Genomic DNA, 16,881 nt, shown 5'->3' with positions numbered 1-16,881 from the left:
TTTATTGCGTTTAGTTCTTCGGTTTATATAAACCGTGATCGACAAGGTGTTCACGCAAGATACGACGTAATTCTAGAACTGCTTCTGGGGTCTCTTGAATTGAATGGCCGCCCGTGAAAATCTTCTCGGAAACAGCACCATCTAAATGCGCACTCTTATAAGGAACAATCCCGTCTGTAATGACATTTGGATCATCACTCTTGGTAATGTTGCCCATAATTGAGTGAAAAACCAGTCCATTTTCTGGTGGAATAGAGGCGGTTAATTCCATAAATTTGGATTTTTTACTCAAATCACTTGGCCCATTTTGAATTACATCATTGGTCAGGGTTTTAACGAATTCTTTTAAATCCATATCATCACTGGTGAGTGTATCTGCCAAAGTGGTCAAGAAGGTTGCAGGGAGTTTGATGATTTTACGTGCTGCCAGTGTAAACCAACGATCGGCAAAGTCAGTTCCTTTATGTGGAGCAGCTAAGAAAATGGCACGATCAAAATTAGTAATGGGCTGCATTTTGAGTCGTTCACCTATCACAGGATGCTTGCGTAAACGCGTTTGTTGACGGCTACTCATCATGGTGAGCGCCTGTTTGGAAATATCAGCATTGCTTACTAAGAGTCGACTGATAATGCCTCCCATACTATGTCCAATTAAAACCGCATCTTGGGCTGCTGCATCTTTATTATTTAAAGAGCCAAAAGCTTGTTTTAACAGTGCGTAAATCTGGAAGCGACTTTCCAGAATCGGCATATTGGTGGAGTAAAACACTTGCCAGACTTGATAATGCTCACGTAGGACCGCATCACCCATAATATCATTGGTCACTGCAATCCATGCTTCTGGACTGCTGGCAAGGCCATGAACCAATACAATCACTTTCTTATTCGGATTATACGGTTCAAGCATATAGAGATGTGGCATGGTCAAATGCTGATCACGATCAATTAAAGTTAAATAAGCCGCTGCACCTAAATTATTCTCAGCTAACCAAAGTCCATAAGGTGCAGAGAAATTGGCTGCAAGCGAATATTCTTTACCTGCAATACTGACTTTCTCTACGCTATAAGGGTCATAGACTTTTACTTCAAAGTTTGGATTATTTAAAACATCATTAATAGTTGCGGCTGCATTCTTGGGTTGCGCAATAATGGTTGCAGCTAAATAACGTGCTTTATGAATATTAGGGTTAAGTCCATTGGGATAGCTATAACTTAACGGATCAAGAATATATTTATTTTCGCCATGGGCTGCATCTGTTGAAGGAAACACTGCTACGAAATCTGAACCGAAACCATCACGGCGGTTAATGGCTCTTAAGCCTGAAAAGTTCATGTTATAGCTGGAAATAAATTTCTCCAGCTTCATATTTTGTAAGCGTTGATAGGATTGAATGTCTATTGTATAGGTGCTTTTACCAATTTGAATGGTAGGGTTAATGGTTTTAGAAGGATTTCTTAAACTATGCACATTCACCAATTTGGTTAAAGCTTGGTTGTAAAAGTCTCGAATCTGGACCTGACGGTTATCAAAAATGCGTTCTTGCGGTTGTCGTGCCGTTTTGAACAAATAGGCATAGCTATAACGGATGCTTTTATCTAAAGCTTCAAGCTCTTGATCTAAGCATTGCTCGTATGTCTTTTGTATGGCTTTCTGTTCTTCTTCAGGTTTGTGTTTTGTCAGTTTGCTGATCTTGCATTCGGATGCGTCAGAGAGACTCAGCGCTTTTGAGAGATAGAGTTCGCTTGCTGTAGATAAAAGTTGCTCATCCTGAATTTGCGGAATTTTGTGTAGATCTGCAATGCACTCATTTGGTGTTTGCATACACACTTTGGCCTCTTTACCAGACATCGACAAGACATTGAGGCTGGCTTCACTGAGTTTTTTTTGCGTAAGAATGCTATTACGTTCGTTGGCAATCGTCACATTGAGCGCTTGTTGTTTGATACTGACAACTTGGCAGCCACTCATCACGACGGTGCTTAGGAGAGAGATAAAAAATAGACGCTTATTCGGTGTAAATGCTAGCATGGTATGTCAGCAAGTTCGCTGGAAGATTGTAGCTATAATACGAAAATCGAATGTTTTTTCAATCATAGATAAAAAAATAGACTGCACACAGCAGTCTATTTTTGTAATGCGATTCTATAAGCTCAATTAATTCAGAACTTGCCACATGTTCCAACGTTTTCCAGTTTCAACTTCTTTGATTAAGCGATCAGTCACTTCCGCTTCATCAGGGTAGCTTACTTTGTAGTTTTTCAAAGTTTGAATCGCATTTTTCTTTTGCTCTAACCAGAGATAGTTGTTGGCAGCAGAAAGATAAGCTTCTTGAACACCACCTTTCATGGCTTTGTCTAAATATGGAATGGCTTCACGTTGACCGCCACCTTCAGACAAGCCAAAACCAAACCAGAAGTTAGTTTCTGGGTCATTTGGGTTAATTGCAAGAATACGTTGTGCATAAGTCAAGGATTTTGAGGTGTAAGCGGTACCTAAGTCGAGGTTACGTGCCATCACACTTGCCTTGAAAGCACGTGTCAATACATCAAGAGACGCATTTGGCTTTTCAGCTAAAGCATCCAATTGTTGAGTGGTTTCTTTTAGCTTTACTTCATAGCCTTTACGTTCTTGACGTTCTGGGAAGCGAGGTGGGTAGTGGCGTGCTTTGCCTTCAACCAATTGTAAGAAATCATCAATTTCAGTGACGTCAACTTCATTATCACCAGCAAGAACCGCATATTTCATGCTGCGTTGTTTGCTGTCAGTTGTTGGAATAATCAGTTTGTTGATATCTAGCGTTGTTGATTTTGATGGATCGTTTTGTAATGACACGACCATCTTTGTAACAGGTTGAGCCGCCGCATCTTTAATTGCAACTTCAAAACTTGGTGGTGCATCATATTTGATTGGATTTAAAGCATAGAAAGCAGGAGTTGGGTCTGGTTCCTTAAACACAAAGGGTTCAGCAACCGTTTCTTTTTTAACTGGGGCAATACCACAAGCCGTCAAAAAAGAAGTTGAAAGTACAAGTAATGCCAAAGGCTTAAAATTCATGCTTTACATCCATTAATTTTAGTTAAATGAGAAGTAGATCGTTGGTTTCAACAGTCTAGGAAAAGCAAAACCAACTTGCAATGATAAGCTTGTTACATTTCTTATATATTCGATTATGTTGCCGAAGTTTTGTTCTGTGCTTCGCACTCACGTCTAACTTCTTCAATAATTTTGAGTTCTTCTTTACTCAATGGTTGAGTTTTTGAACTTTGCGAGGTGAAGCTCGGGTCAAGTTCAGACAGACGTTGGCAAAGTACGTTCATACGTTTTTCATTTTTTTGCATACGATCGAGTAAAACCCGAATGCCTTCTAAAATAGGATCTGACTGATCTTGTGTTGTCGCATAAGGTTCGAAACCAATAGTTTCTGCATAATCACGACGATTGACTTCGTCTTGCTCAATTTGACTTTTGTCTTTGAAAATATAACGGGCAGGGTTACCTACAGCAGTTACACCGGCAGGTACTTCTTTGGTTACAACTGCATTTGAGCCGACTTTTGCACCTTTATGTACTGTAAATGGGCCTAAGATTTTTGCACCAGCACCAACAACCACACCATCTTCAAGTGTTGGATGACGTTTGCCTTTATTCCATGTAGTCCCACCTAAGGTGACACTATGATAAAGCGTTACATCATCACCGATCTCAGCTGTTTCACCAATCACCACCCCCATGCCATGATCGATAAAAAATCGCTTACCGATTTTTGCACCCGGATGAATCTCAATACCAGTTGCAAAGCGGCTAAAAGAAGAAAGAAGGCGGGCAGTGCCTTTATATTCTTTTTTCCAGAGCTCATGTGCCATGCGATGCATAATCAGTGCATGGATACCTGGATAGGTGGTGAGAACTTCTAATGTATTGCGGGCCGCAGGATCACGCGCAAATACAGCTTCGATATCTTCTTTTAGCTGTTTAATCATGATTATGATCCTCCGTATTGGTCTTTTTCCATGAACCTTGGGCTAATGCCTGTACGCGGCTAAAGATGCCCCGTAATAAATGATACTCCATACGATCTAATTGTATCCTTCCAAATAGACGACGCAAGCGTAATGGGAGTAAACGGGGATTATTTGGATCTAAAAACTCAATTTCAGTCAACATTTTTTCTAAATGAGGATAAAACTGTTCCATTTGTTGTTGTGTAACCAATGGTTCATCCCATTCCATGCTTTGTTGTTGCTTTAGTTGCATGTGGTCATCTGGCTGGTCTTGAAGCTGAGTATTTTGTTCAAGCGCAGCCATTCTTAACTCATAGCAGATCACTTGAATCGCTTGCGCGACATTGAGCACGCCATATTCAGGATTGACTGGAATGGTTAAGTGATAATTGGCTAGGGCTAATTCTTCATTGGTGAGTCCACGATCTTCACGCCCAAACACAATTGCAATATTTTGTTGTTTGGTTGCAGCATCTAATGCTTCTTTTGCAGCAGGTCGAACATCTAGCAATGGCCATGGAATCGTACGACTACGCGCACTGGTTCCAAATACCATATGGCAATCTTGAATGGCTTGCTCTAAGGTTTCAACAATTTCAATTTTTTCAATTAAATCTTGTGCACCTGCTGCCAGCGCACCAATATCTGGATGTGGATAAGTCTTAGGTGCGACCAGTACAAGTTTTGATAAACCCATGGTTTTCATTGCACGTAAGGCACTACCAATATTGGCTGGTAGGGTGGTATTGACCATAACAATACGCACATGATCCAAATGTTTGGACACGTTGTTTGAGTCAAACAGGTTCATATATTATCCAAAATTAAGAGTATTGAGAGACTTCAGCTTGATAAAGATCCAGTGCTTCATCCATAGACATATTGTCTGTTGGAGGAGCTATAGTTGCAATTTTGGGCGCTTCAGCTACTTTTGCAGCCTTCGATTTCACTTGGTATTCAATGAAAATGGTTTCTTTACCAAAATAATCGCGTAACTTTCCAAGCAATTCATCTAATGGCACAACTTTCCATTGTGCACCTAAATGTAATTCAGCAGTTGCGAAGCTTTGTTCAAGCAAGATTTGCAGACCAATATGCTGACACATATCGATATTACAATAAGGTAACAGGATTGCCTGTAGATCCTTAGCCAAAGATTTGGTCATCAAATCTTGAGGGAGGCGAATTTGAATGCTTTGTGCCCGTTTTTGGCGAATTTCATTCAAATTAAAAGCTTTACTTAATCGTGCCATCGGGCGATCAAAGCCTTCACGCTCGTAAATTTCACCCTCAATCACCACAACCTGTTCTAAACGAACAATATCTTTATAGCGTTGGAAACGCTCATGGTTACAGCTAATTTCAACACGTGCTGTACCATCATCGAGTGTGATCATGATACGGTTTGGGAAGTTGGCAATATCAACCACCAGACCTGCAAAAACCGTAGTTACGCCACGACGTGTTGGGGTGAGTTCATTCAGTTTGGCAGAAATGAATGATTTTAATTCAGGGCGATAAACATCAATTGGGTGACCTGTGAGATACAAGCCAAGCGTGTCTTTTTCACCTTTGAGACGAACTTCATCAGCCCATGGTTTTACAGGCTTGGCAGGTTTACGTTGAACTTCTTCAACTTCACCAAACAAGTCCATGATGCCTGTTTCACGATTGCTTCGGGCTTGGTCAGCTGCTTGAACCGCTTCAGGCAATTGGGCCATTAAGCTGGAACGTTCAATACCAAGACAATCCAGCGCACCTGCACGAATCAAGGCTTCTAAGGTACGTTTATTGATTTTTTTCAGATCAATACGATGACAAAAATCAAATAAATCTTTATATGGACCTTCGTTAATTCGTGAGTCGATGACCGATTGCATTGCCTGTTCACCTACACCTTTGATCGCGCCTAAACCATACACAATGGTTTGCTCATCGCTAGCATGGAAATGATACAAAGACATATTCACGGAAGGTGGCAGTACTTCAAGTTTGTTATTACGGCAGTCGTCAATCAAGAAGACGATACTGTCGGTATTCTGCATTTCCGATGATAAAACGGCCGCCATAAACTCAGCAGGGTAATGTGCTTTTAACCAAGCCGTATGATAGGCAACTAGGGCATAAGCTGCGGCATGTGATTTGTTAAAACCATAACCTGCGAATTTTTCCATATAGTCGAAAATATGGTTAGCTGTAGCTTCATCAATATCTTTTTTCGACGCACCTTCAATAAAGATCTGGCGCTGTTTGACCATTTCTTCAGGTTTCTTTTTACCCATGGCACGACGTAGTAAATCCGCACCACCAAGGGTATAACCTGCGCAGAACTGCGCAGCCTGCATCACCTGTTCTTGGTAAACCATAATCCCGTAGGTTGGTTCTAACACGCCTTCCAGCAAAGGATGTAGGTATTCAAACTCACCACCATGCATACGATGGATGAAGTCAGGAATAAGATCCATAGGACCCGGTCGATATAAGGATACGAAGGCAATAATTTCTTCAAATTTGCTTGGTCTTGCCTCCTTGAGCATTTTTTTCATGCCGACGGATTCAAACTGGAATACCGCAGTGGTATTGGCATTGGCAAAGACCAGATACGCATCTTTGTCATCTAAGGGGACATTGGCAATATTAAGCGGTATTTCAGACTTAATTCTTTTATTAATATTTTGAACCGCATCTTCAATCACGGTCAGGTTACGCAAGCCCAAGAAGTCAAACTTAACCAGACCTGCTGCTTCTACGTCATCTTTATCGTATTGTGCGACACGGTTAGTACCGTCTGCATCACACAGTACTGCAGAGTAATCAGTAATTTTTCCTGGCGCAATAACGACACCACCTGCATGTTTACCTGTATTACGGGTAATACCTTCAAGTTTGAGTGCCATTTCCCAGATTTCAGCAGCATCATCATTGTCAGGGTTGGATGGGTTGGTGACGATATCTTTAAGCTGTGGTTCCATGTCAATCGCTGTGACCAAATCGACACCCAACGGTTTTGTTGGAATCATTTTTGAAATACGGTCAGCAAGACCATAAGACTTACCTAAGACACGTGCCACATCTCGAATCGCACCTTTTGCTGCCATGGTACCGAAGGTGGCAATCTGTGATACTGCTTGGCGGCCATAGTTTTGGGCCACATATTCAATCACACGGTCACGGCCAGCAATACAGAAATCGACGTCGAAATCGGGCATCGAAACACGTTCTGGGTTTAAGAAACGTTCAAACAGCAAATCATATCGTAATGGATCAAGGTCAGTAATTTTTAAACTGTAGGCAACCAACGAACCTGCACCTGAACCACGGCCGGGTCCGACAGGCACCCCATTATTTTTGGCCCATTGAATAAAGTCCATGACGATCAGGAAGTAGCCAGGAAATCCCATTTTGAGAATGATATCAACTTCGTATTTGATCCGTTCATCATAAGGCTTTCGAATCTCAGCCCAATCCTCATCACGTTCTTCAATTGGATAAAGATGATTTAAACGCTCTTCTAAGCCTGTACGAGATAAATGCTCGAAATAAGTGTCGATGGTATAGCCATCAGGAATCGGGAAGTCAGGTAAGAAATAAGTACCCAGTTGCAATGCAACATTACAACGTCTTGCAATATGGTAGGTATTTTCAATCGCACTTGGAATATCTGAGAATAGCTCAGACATTTGCTTGCCAGTTTTGAAATACTGTTCAGTACTATAGTTTTTAGGACGTTTATCATCACCTAGTACATAGCCGTCGGCGATACAAACACGAGCTTCATGTGCTTCAAAATCATCTTGCTTAACAAAGTGCACATCATTATGTGCGACCACACCAATTTGATATTTGGCGGCAAGTTTGACTGCTTGCTGAATGAAATCCTCTTCACCAACACGTTCAGTCCGTGTTAAAGCTAAATAGACACGATTTCCAAACTTTTCAATCCATGCTTCTAATAAAGGTTCTGCTTTTTGTGGATTGGAAGAGCAGAGCATTTTACCAACATCACTGTGTTGGCCTAGTAAGATGATTAGATCTTCAGCTTGCTCAAGTACCCATTCTTTTTGTACACAAGGGAGACTGAGTTGCTGGCCTTCAATAAAACCGCGCGACACGATTTCAGTCAGATTACGCCAACCTGTACTGCTCATGGCCAATAAGGTTGCACGATGTTCAGCATCATTTAAGCGAATGACACTGCCTAGAATAGGCTTAATCCCTTTTTTTAAGCAGGATTCATAAAACTTGACTGCAGCATGTAGATTGGATAAGTCAGTCAATGCTAATGCGGGCATTTCGTTTGTTACGGCAGCCTTGACCAAATCAGGTATGCGAACAATCGATTCCGTGATCGAAAATTCTGTGTGGATACCGAGATGAACAAACCGCATAGAAGGACTATCCTTTTTTAAAGCAACGCATAGTTTAGCATGCAAACCGAAAATGACATGCTTAATATTTTGGCAAACCGTGTGTTTGCTTTGTTATTTTTATAAAATATTAAAAATTAGTTTTTGATTTTTCAGTAGATATAAATATCTATTTACACAAAGTGTTTTACCGCTAGAATGTAATCGAATAAAAATGTAGCAATGTGAGCGAAATAATGAAATTAAAAAGCATCGTATTTTCAATATTATTGACTAGTAGTTTATTTACCTTCAGTCATGCAGATGATGTGTCCTTTAGCCAAGAACTGGTACAACAAGCGAAAGCGGGTGATGCGACTGCACAGAACAATTTAGGTGATGCTTATTATTATGGAAACGAGATTGATCAAGATTTTGGTAAAGCACTAGAATGGTTTAAAAAAGCGGCAGCAAAAGGTAATGCAGATGCGATTTTTTCAGTTGGCTATATGTATGATTATGGCGAAGGCACAGAAGAAGATAATCCAACTGCTTTGAAGTGGTATACCCAAGCGGCACAAAAGGGTCAGCTCTATGCGCAATACTATTTAGGTTATTTGTATCTCTATGGTGATGATGGTGTGAGTGTAAATACCAAAAAAGGAGTGGAGTGGATGACCAAGTCAGCTGATGCTGGTTTGGATATGGCGCAAGCTGAACTCGGTCATTTATATAATGATGGTGAGGAAGGTGTAGCACAAGATATCAAAAAAGCACTGCATTATTATCAGTTAGCTGCGAAACAAGAAGAGTCCTCTGCCATTAATAACTTAGGTATTTTTTATTTAGAGGGCAAGGCCGGATTAAAACAAGACTATAAAGAAGCTTTACGTTTATTTAGTTTGGCTTCTGGCGCAGGAAATGGTTTGGGTTCTTCTAATATCGCTTATATCCATGAAGAGGCCAAAGGTGTTGCAAAGAATTATAAAAAAGCAGCAGAATTTTATGAGCTTGCGGTGGCACAAGGTGAGGACGAAGCCTTGCTGGATTTGGCTCGGTTATATGAAAAAGGTGGTTATGGCTTGACTAAAAATCTAAAAAAATCGAAAGAATATGAAGCACAGTGGGATGAGTTACAGGATTCTGATTCTTAAATAAAAAAAGCCCCCATAAGTTAAAGGGGGCTTTTTTTATTAACGCATCTTGGCTAAGAAGCGACTCAAGCGATTGATCGCTTCACGTAGTTCATTTTCAGCAGGTAAGAACACCACGCGGAAGTGATCTGGTGTTGGCCAATTAAACCCTGTGCCTTGTACTAAGAGAACTTTCTCTGCTCTTAATAAATCCAGCATTAATTTTTCATCATCTTCAATTGGATAAATTGTTGGGTCAAGTTTCGGGAAGCAGTACATCGCCCCATCAGGTTTAACGCAACTCACACCTGGGATCTCATTCAGCATTTCCCACGCAATATTACGTTGTTCGTATAAACGGCCACCTGGTCGAATGAGATCATTAATTGACTGGTAGCCACCTAAAGCAGTTTGAATGGCATATTGCGCTTGGTGGTTGGCACATAAACGCATTGAAGCCAGCATATCTAAGCCTTCAATATAGTCTGCAGCACGCGCTTTATTGCCCGTGATTGCCATCCATCCTGCACGATAACCTGCGATACGATACGCTTTTGATAAACCATTGAATGAAATACACAGTTGATCACCAGCTAGAGCAGCAACAGCCACATGCTCAATGCCGTCATAAACGATTTTGTCGTAGATTTCATCGGCAAATAAAATCAGATCATGCTTTTTCGCTAGCGCAACAATTTGCTCTAACACATGACGTGGATACACCGAACCTGTCGGGTTGTTCGGATTGATGATCACAATACCACGCGTATTCGGTGTGATTTTGCTTTCCATATCTGCAATGTCAGGATACCAGTAGTTTTCAGAATCACATTTATAGTGAACTGCAGTGCCCCCTGAAAGATTTACTGCTGCCGTCCATAAAGGGTAGTCGGGCATAGGCACCAGCATTTCATCACCGTCATCAAGCAGACCTTGCATTGCCATCACGATCAGTTCAGAAACACCATTACCGACATACACATCATTGACATGCATATCAAAGATGCCTTTCTGCTGGTAATACTGACAGATGGCTTTACGTGCAGGGAAAATCCCTTTTGAGTCGGTATAGCCAATTGCATTGGGCAGGTTTAATGCAACATCATTAATAATTTCTTGTGGTGCTTCGAAACCAAAAGGTGCAGGGTTGCCGATATTTAGCTTGATGATCTTGTGCCCTTGCTCCTCCATTTCATTGGCGGCGCGTAATACTGGTCCACGAATGTCGTAACAAACATGCTCAAGCTTAGATGATTTTTTAATTTCTCGGCTTGATTGATTAGACTGGGGAACAACAGTATTTTTTGACATAGCTGGATTCACTTTTGCATATCGGTATAAATAACTTTTAAAGGTTTCAACGCTTACCAAATTTAGATCGTGTTGATCTCTCAGCAATTCAACAATTTTTTCGTGGGTAAAACCTGATTGTTGATATTGTCTGATGGTTGGTAATAGATTTTGGAAAACCACACTTTTTTTCTGAGACATTGTTTGTCCTATACAACCGTGCGAAATTAGAATAACACCATATTTGCTTACTTAAAAGACAATATTATTAAAAATTGCTTACTTTATAAATTTAATTTGCTTTCTTTTTGCTTTTTATGGTTTTATTGCTTAAATTTCACCAAATTATACGATCTGAGACTAGAGTTTTTTTTTTGAATGGCGTAAATATAAAACCTGATCATTAAGATAGTTCTAACATCAGAATAAAAGGTGCAGGTTATGGGAAAAGTGAATAAAACAGACCGGGAATGGCAAAGAGAATTATCATCTGAAGAATACCGCATAACTCGTCAAAAGGGCACTGAACCCGCATTTACAGGACAATATTGGAACAATAAACAACATGGCACTTATGTTTGCCGTTGTTGCGGTGCGGAATTGTTCTCTTCAGAAACAAAATACGATAGTGGTTGTGGTTGGCCGAGCTTTTTTAGGCCTATTGACAGCGTTGCAATCGAAGAACATGAAGATGTGTCGCATGGTATGGTCAGAACTGAAATTGTCTGCCATGATTGCGATGCACATTTGGGCCATGTGTTTGAGGATGGTCCACAGCCGACAGGACTGCGTTATTGCGTGAATTCGGCATCATTACAACTTAAAACAGAAGAAAAGAACGACGAGGAAACGTATCCATGAGTAACATTTATCAGTTTGAAGCTGAATTGTTAGAGGGAGAAACAAAAGCGCTCGCTGATTATAAAGGCAAGGTCATGCTGATTGTAAATACTGCAAGCAAGTGTGGTTTTACTCCGCAGTTTGCGGGACTTGAGAAACTTTATGAAAAATATAACGCTCAAGGTCTAGAGGTTTTAGGATTTCCGTGCAATCAATTTGGAGGACAGGATCCGGGGACAAATAAGGAAATTGGCGCATACTGCCAGCGTAATTATGGGGTGAGTTTTCCTATGTTTGCCAAGGTGGATGTGAAAGGACCTGAAGCACATGTGATTTTTCGTTATTTGACTCGTGAGGCAAAAGGTCTTTTGGGGAGCCGAAATATCAAATGGAACTTTACTAAGTTCTTGGTAGGGCGTAATGGTGAGGTTTTAGAGCGTTATGCGCCAACCACGAAGCCAGATGCCTTAGAAGCTGATATTGAAAAAGCATTGGCGAAGAAATAAATGAGCAAAGTTTTTGGTTGAGGTTTGAATTCATTTGGACTCAACTGTCGAATTCTGGAGTGATCCAAACATGCCTTATGTTGAAACGCGTAGGGCATGTCAAAGTCGAATCTGCTATAAATCTCACAGTCATCCTACTTTTTCAATCGGTGCTGTTGACACAGGACAGAGCCGCTTTTCAAGTACTTTTGCACAAGAGCAAGTCATTCAGGCAGGGACTTTGGTGGTTATTCCTGCGCATGTAGAACACTCCTGTAATCCTTTGCCAAATCAGGCATGGAGTTACCAGATGATGCATTTGGATGCTACTTGGTTAACGACCTTGATTGAAGAGCTGCACCAAGCTATTGCTTTAGAGATTGATCGACAAACAATATATCTCCCTCAGTTAAGACCAACTATTGTTCATGGTGTAAAAGCTTACGACGCATTTACAGCTTTGAATCGGTTACTATTTAACGAGCAGATTTCAGCACTCGAAAAAGAACAGTGTTTAATTCAAACCTTAACAGAGATTCTAATACCGAGTTTTCATTGGGAAAAGATACATTCCTCTCATTATTTTCAGCAGTATCTTCCAGACTTATTGGAGTGTCTTGAAGGCAATATTGAGAATTTGTCTCTGCACGATCTTTCCGAAAAGATGAATATAAGTCGTTATGCATTAATCCGTTTATTTAAATATTACTTTGGCTTAACCCCACATGCTTATCAGTTGAACTATAAGGTAAACCAAGCTCGGCAGCGTTTAAGAGAACCTGATGGTGATTTAGCACGATTGGCATACGAACTCAATTTTACCGATCAAAGTCATTTTCATCGCGTTTTTAAGCAACACACAGGCATAACCCCCAAGCAATATTATAAAAAATCTTAGCCCACGCAATTTTATACAAGAACGAAACACCGCAATTTTCTAAGCTGACTCCGATTCATTTGGAGAGCATGTATGGAGCTTTTTCTAACCATCGCCATCACGCATTTTATTGCGTTACTGACACCCAGCGCAGATTTCTTTTTAATTTTGAAAACTTTGCTACAGAGCCAGAAAAAGGCCGCGAGATTCACCTGTGCAGGTATTGCACTGGGGAATGCAATCATATTGATTAGCATTTATTTAAGTCTATTTATCATTGGTCAGGTGAATACAGCGTTATTCATCCTTATGAAGTGGTTGGGTGTTGTTTATTTTGCTTATCTGGTTTTTCAATGTTTCCGTTTGGCTCAATCAGCACAGAGGGTTAATCAACTTGCTGAACAACGCGTTGATCAACCGCAAAAGTATGCTGAGTTGAAGGCTTTTCTATCAGGCCTACTTTCAAGTTTGTTAAACCCGAAAAATTTGATGTTCTATACGGTATTGGTAATCTTGATTTATCCTCAATATGATTTTGTTCAAAATGTTTTGGTTAGCTTTTGGATGGTGGGGTTAGTGTTGATCTGGAATCTTGCTATTGTTCAATTGATCGGTTCAAGTATTTATATGTCGTGGTTGAATCGGCATCTGCGTCATTTATATTATTTAGCAGGATTCAGTTTTTTGTTGTTTATGCTGGTACTGATCATATATTAAATAAAAAGACGGTCATTTGACCGTCTTTTTATGCAAGCTTATTGAGTGGGTTCAACAGGTTGATGTGGTGTTTTCCTAAAGCTATGGATCTTGCGATTGATATCATCGATAAAGGTGTACACCACAGGAATCACCAATAATGATAAGAAGGTACTGGTAATCAACCCACCAATAACAGAGATTGCCATTGGTGCACGGAAACTCGGATCGGTACCAATCCCGAGCGCAATTGGCAGCATTCCTGCACCCATTGCCAGCGTAGTCATGATGATCGGGCGTGCCCGTTTATGGCAGGCATCCAATAATGCATTGAATCGCGAATAATGCTTTTCATTCCTTGCGATAATCGCGTAATCGACCAGTAGAATCGAGTTCTTACTGGCAATCCCCATCAGCATAATCAGACCAATCAAGCTCGGCATTGAGAAGCTACTCTTGGCTAACAGCAGCATCACAAATGCACCGCCCAGAGACAAAGGTAAGGCCACAAGAATGGTAATTGGCTGTAAAAAGTCTTTAAATAACAATACCAATACCACGTAGATACATAAAACACCTGTGAGCATCGCTAAACCAAAACTAGAGAACAGTTCCTGCATCACCTCAGCATCACCAATATTGGTACGCTTTACCGTAGGGGGGAGATTCTTCATGGTCGGTAGTTGATCGACTTTGGCAGCAATATCCCCTAAAGGTTGATTATTTAGCTCAATATTAAAATTGATATTACGCAAGCGGTTAAAGCGGTCAATTTGTGATGGACCACTCTCGATATTAACGTCTGCAATGGTACCGAGCATCACAGGACCTCGACTACCTTTCACCATCAGGCGTTTCATGAGCTCCTGATCCTGACGGGCAGCCAATGGCAGTTTAATCACTACAGGCACTTGGCGTTGAGATAGATTGAGTTTTGCCAAGTTTTGATCGAAGTCACCCGCAGTCGCGATGCGTAAAGTCTCAGCAATATCGTAAGTTGTCACGCCTAAATCAGCCGCTTTGGCAAAATCAGGACGAATCACTAACTCAGGACGAATCAAAGCTGCGCTTGAGGTGATACTGCCTACATTCGGAATGGTACGTAATTCACGTTCAAGGCTACGTGCCGTTGCCATTAAGGCTTCTGGATCATCACCGGACAAGGCCAGTTGATATTGACTGTTGTTACCCGCTAAACCAACCTGAATGCGTGCACCCGGAACTGGGGCAAGGCGTTGGCGTAGTTGATCTTCAATGTCTTGTAGGCTAGCACTACGATCAGAACGCTCCGTAGTTTGAATGGTGAGCGTTGCCTTACGTGGCTCACTGGATGCACCACCTGCAAAAGGATCTGTTCCTGCAGCACCGCCACCAATGGTGGTATAGATGCTTTTAATTTCGGGATGGTCTTTAATCAGCGTACGTGCATATTCAGCAGTCTTAAGTGTATCTCCAAACTGTGAACCCGGGGTGAGCTCCAAACGAACTTGCGTTTGTCCTGTATCGGGTGGTGGGACAAAACCTGTAGGTAGCAATGGAATCAGCATAACTGAGCAGAGAAAGAAGGCAATTGCACCAGCTAAAGTGATCCAGCGATGATTCAGACACCATGTCACCAAACGCATATAGCCGCGCATGACTTTGCCATCTTTAGCACGGTCTTTGGCTAGACTGCTTGTGCCTTGGTCAGTGGCAGTTTGAACTGTTGTTGATTCATCCTGTTGTTCAACTTTACCGACCCATGGTTTCAGAATATAGGCGGACATCATTGGGGTGAGTAAACGCGCAACAAGCAGTGAGGCAAAGATCGCAAGAGCCGCAGTCCAACCAAACTGAACGAAAAATTTACCTGCGATACCACTCATAAAAGCAGTGGGTAGGAATACGGCGATCAATGTAAACGTGGTGGCAATCACGGCTAAACCAATTTCATCGGCTGCTTCCATGGCCGCCTCATAGGGCGTTTTTCCCATGCGTAAATGCCGGATAATATTTTCAATCTCAACAATGGCATCATCAACCAGAATACCTACTACCAATGACATGGCTAAAAGTGTCACTGTATTGAGGGTAAAACCAAAGAAATACATGCCAATTAAGGCAGGTAAAATCGATAATGGCAGGGCAGTTGCAGCAATGATGGTGGCACGCCAATCGCGTAAGAATAACCAGACCACCAAGATCGCTAATATCGCACCTTCATACAACAGTGACATTGAGCCTTCATAGTTATCCTGAACAGGCTTTACAAAATTAAAGGCTTCGTTGATTTTAATATCGGGATGTGCCGCTTTGAGTTTATCTAATGCGACGACAACACCCTTTTCTACATCGACTTCACTGGCACCTTTACTTCGCGTGATTTCGAAGCCAATCACTGGTTGGCCATTTAACAGTGCAGCGGAACGCCGTTCAGCCATACCATCACGAACAGTTGCAACCTGATCCAAACGAATATGTCGGCCATCGCTGAGGGCAATATCCATTGCACCAATTTCATCAGCTGTTTTTACTGTCGCAATGGTACGGATGGATTGTTCACTGCCACCGATTTTGGTTTGGCCGCCAGAAGCATCTTGCTGAATCAAACGTAGTTGACGGGTAATGTCGGTTGCAGTTGCATTCAGCGCCAACAGTTTTTCAGGATCGAGTTCGACTTCAACTTGACGCGTGACACCACCAACACGAGCGACCGCACCAACGCCTTTAACCTGTAACATAGCACGAGCAATATCATAGTCTACGAACCATGACAGCGCTTCTTCATCCATCTTTGGCGATTGGATGGTGTAAGTCAGGATTGGCGAACCTGAAAGATTGATCTTACTGACAATCGGGTCTCTTAGATCGGCAGGTAAATCAGAGCGAACTTGAGACACTGCATTACGTACATCATCAACCGCTTCTTGCAGTGGTTTTTCTAGTTGAAACTCTGCTGTGACAGTGACGACACCATCTTGGATATTGGTGTACTGATTTCTCAAACCTTGCAAGGTTGCAATCGAGTTTTCAATCTTACGTGCGACTTCGGTTTCAAGTTGTGGTGGTGCGGCGCCGGGTAGTGCTGCAGTTACCGTCACCATGGGGAGTTCAATGTCGGGGAACTGCTGGATCTTCATCCATTTAAAACAGAGCAATCCTGCCAAACCTAGCATAATAAATAACAGGATGCCGGGAATTGGATTGCGGATCGACCAAGCGGAGAAATTCAT

At 41.6% G+C, this 16,881-nt stretch carries 12 protein-coding genes; 5 read left to right on the top strand and 7 right to left on the bottom strand.

Annotated elements, in window-relative coordinates:
- Positions 1–10: 10 nt before the first annotated feature.
- The 5 genes from A7P55_RS18415 to dnaE all read right to left on the bottom strand — a co-directional run bounded on the left by A7P55_RS18415 (position 11) and on the right by dnaE (position 8,390).
- Complete coding sequence (locus A7P55_RS18415; RefSeq protein WP_171553232.1) at positions 11–2,029, bottom strand: alpha/beta fold hydrolase; 2,019 nt, start codon at positions 2,027–2,029, stop codon at positions 11–13.
- A gap of 126 nt (positions 2,030–2,155) precedes the next feature.
- Positions 2,156–3,055, bottom strand: a complete 900-nt coding sequence (locus A7P55_RS18410; protein ID WP_216078083.1) for an ABUW_2363 family tetratricopeptide repeat lipoprotein — start codon at positions 3,053–3,055, stop codon at positions 2,156–2,158.
- 113 nt (positions 3,056–3,168) lie between these two features.
- Positions 3,169–3,981, bottom strand: coding sequence for a serine O-acetyltransferase (gene cysE, locus A7P55_RS18405; RefSeq protein ID WP_171553231.1), 813 nt, complete (start codon positions 3,979–3,981; stop codon positions 3,169–3,171).
- The gene (locus A7P55_RS18400; RefSeq protein ID WP_216078082.1) at positions 3,974–4,813 is read right to left on the bottom strand and encodes an RNA methyltransferase; all 840 of its coding nucleotides are present in this window, start codon (positions 4,811–4,813) and stop codon (positions 3,974–3,976) included. The genes cysE and A7P55_RS18400 overlap by 8 nt, the downstream gene beginning before the upstream one ends.
- Before the next feature lie 13 nt (positions 4,814–4,826).
- Positions 4,827–8,390 (bottom strand): DNA polymerase III subunit alpha, encoded by a 3,564-nt coding sequence (gene dnaE / locus A7P55_RS18395; RefSeq protein WP_171553230.1) that lies wholly within the window; start codon positions 8,388–8,390, stop codon positions 4,827–4,829.
- A gap of 215 nt (positions 8,391–8,605) precedes the next feature.
- Here dnaE and A7P55_RS18390 point away from each other — a divergent pair, with 215 nt between their 5' ends.
- Positions 8,606–9,502, top strand: coding sequence for a tetratricopeptide repeat protein (locus tag A7P55_RS18390; protein WP_171553229.1), 897 nt, complete (start codon positions 8,606–8,608; stop codon positions 9,500–9,502).
- Between the two features lie 39 nt (positions 9,503–9,541).
- On the opposite strand, the gene A7P55_RS18385 is transcribed toward A7P55_RS18390, so the two are convergent.
- Complete coding sequence (locus A7P55_RS18385) at positions 9,542–10,972, bottom strand: pyridoxal phosphate-dependent aminotransferase (RefSeq protein WP_004807863.1); 1,431 nt, start codon at positions 10,970–10,972, stop codon at positions 9,542–9,544.
- A 240-nt stretch (positions 10,973–11,212) separates the two neighbouring features.
- Here A7P55_RS18385 and msrB point away from each other — a divergent pair, with 240 nt between their 5' ends.
- The 4 genes from msrB (at position 11,213) to A7P55_RS18365 (ending at position 13,690) form a co-directional block, all read left to right on the top strand.
- Positions 11,213–11,632, top strand: a complete 420-nt coding sequence (gene msrB, locus A7P55_RS18380; protein WP_171553228.1) for a peptide-methionine (R)-S-oxide reductase MsrB — start codon at positions 11,213–11,215, stop codon at positions 11,630–11,632.
- Positions 11,629–12,117, top strand: coding sequence for a glutathione peroxidase (locus A7P55_RS18375; RefSeq protein WP_171553227.1), 489 nt, complete (start codon positions 11,629–11,631; stop codon positions 12,115–12,117). Before msrB ends, A7P55_RS18375 begins: the two co-directional genes overlap by 4 nt.
- Before the next feature lie 70 nt (positions 12,118–12,187).
- Positions 12,188–12,994, top strand: a complete 807-nt coding sequence (locus tag A7P55_RS18370) for an AraC family transcriptional regulator (RefSeq protein WP_171553226.1) — start codon at positions 12,188–12,190, stop codon at positions 12,992–12,994.
- 72 nt (positions 12,995–13,066) lie between these two features.
- Positions 13,067–13,690 carry a LysE family transporter gene (locus A7P55_RS18365; protein ID WP_171553225.1) on the top strand — a complete coding sequence of 208 codons (624 nt, stop codon included), beginning with the start codon at positions 13,067–13,069 and terminating at the stop codon, positions 13,688–13,690.
- A 38-nt stretch (positions 13,691–13,728) separates the two neighbouring features.
- On the opposite strand, the gene A7P55_RS18360 is transcribed toward A7P55_RS18365, so the two are convergent.
- Positions 13,729–16,881, bottom strand: coding sequence for an efflux RND transporter permease subunit (locus tag A7P55_RS18360; RefSeq protein ID WP_171553224.1), 3,153 nt, complete (start codon positions 16,879–16,881; stop codon positions 13,729–13,731).

The sequence above is a fragment of the Acinetobacter sp. Ac_5812 genome, from assembly GCF_013072695.1.
Lineage (GTDB): Bacteria > Pseudomonadota > Gammaproteobacteria > Pseudomonadales > Moraxellaceae > Acinetobacter.
The sequence above is the reverse complement of the archived record's forward strand: the minus strand, read 5'-3'. Positions and strand labels throughout refer to the sequence as shown.

Excerpts from the sequence above, each read along its gene's own strand:
- A7P55_RS18360 (WP_171553224.1), bottom strand. The coding sequence starts at position 16,881 with ATGAATTTCTCCGCTTGGTCGATCCGCAATCCAATTCCCGGCATCCTG.
- A7P55_RS18410 (WP_216078083.1), bottom strand. The coding sequence starts at position 3,055 with ATGAATTTTAAGCCTTTGGCATTACTTGTACTTTCAACTTCTTTTTTG.
- A7P55_RS18415 (WP_171553232.1), bottom strand. The coding sequence starts at position 2,029 with ATGCTAGCATTTACACCGAATAAGCGTCTATTTTTTATCTCTCTCCTA.
- A7P55_RS18375 (WP_171553227.1), top strand. The coding sequence starts at position 11,629 with ATGAGTAACATTTATCAGTTTGAAGCTGAATTGTTAGAGGGAGAAACA.
- dnaE (WP_171553230.1), bottom strand. The coding sequence starts at position 8,390 with ATGCGGTTTGTTCATCTCGGTATCCACACAGAATTTTCGATCACGGAA.
- A7P55_RS18365 (WP_171553225.1), top strand. The coding sequence starts at position 13,067 with ATGGAGCTTTTTCTAACCATCGCCATCACGCATTTTATTGCGTTACTG.
- A7P55_RS18400 (WP_216078082.1), bottom strand. The coding sequence starts at position 4,813 with ATGAACCTGTTTGACTCAAACAACGTGTCCAAACATTTGGATCATGTG.
- cysE (WP_171553231.1), bottom strand. The coding sequence starts at position 3,981 with ATGATTAAACAGCTAAAAGAAGATATCGAAGCTGTATTTGCGCGTGAT.
- A7P55_RS18385 (WP_004807863.1), bottom strand. The coding sequence starts at position 10,972 with ATGTCTCAGAAAAAAAGTGTGGTTTTCCAAAATCTATTACCAACCATC.
- msrB (WP_171553228.1), top strand. The coding sequence starts at position 11,213 with ATGGGAAAAGTGAATAAAACAGACCGGGAATGGCAAAGAGAATTATCA.
- A7P55_RS18370 (WP_171553226.1), top strand. The coding sequence starts at position 12,188 with ATGCCTTATGTTGAAACGCGTAGGGCATGTCAAAGTCGAATCTGCTAT.
- A7P55_RS18390 (WP_171553229.1), top strand. The coding sequence starts at position 8,606 with ATGAAATTAAAAAGCATCGTATTTTCAATATTATTGACTAGTAGTTTA.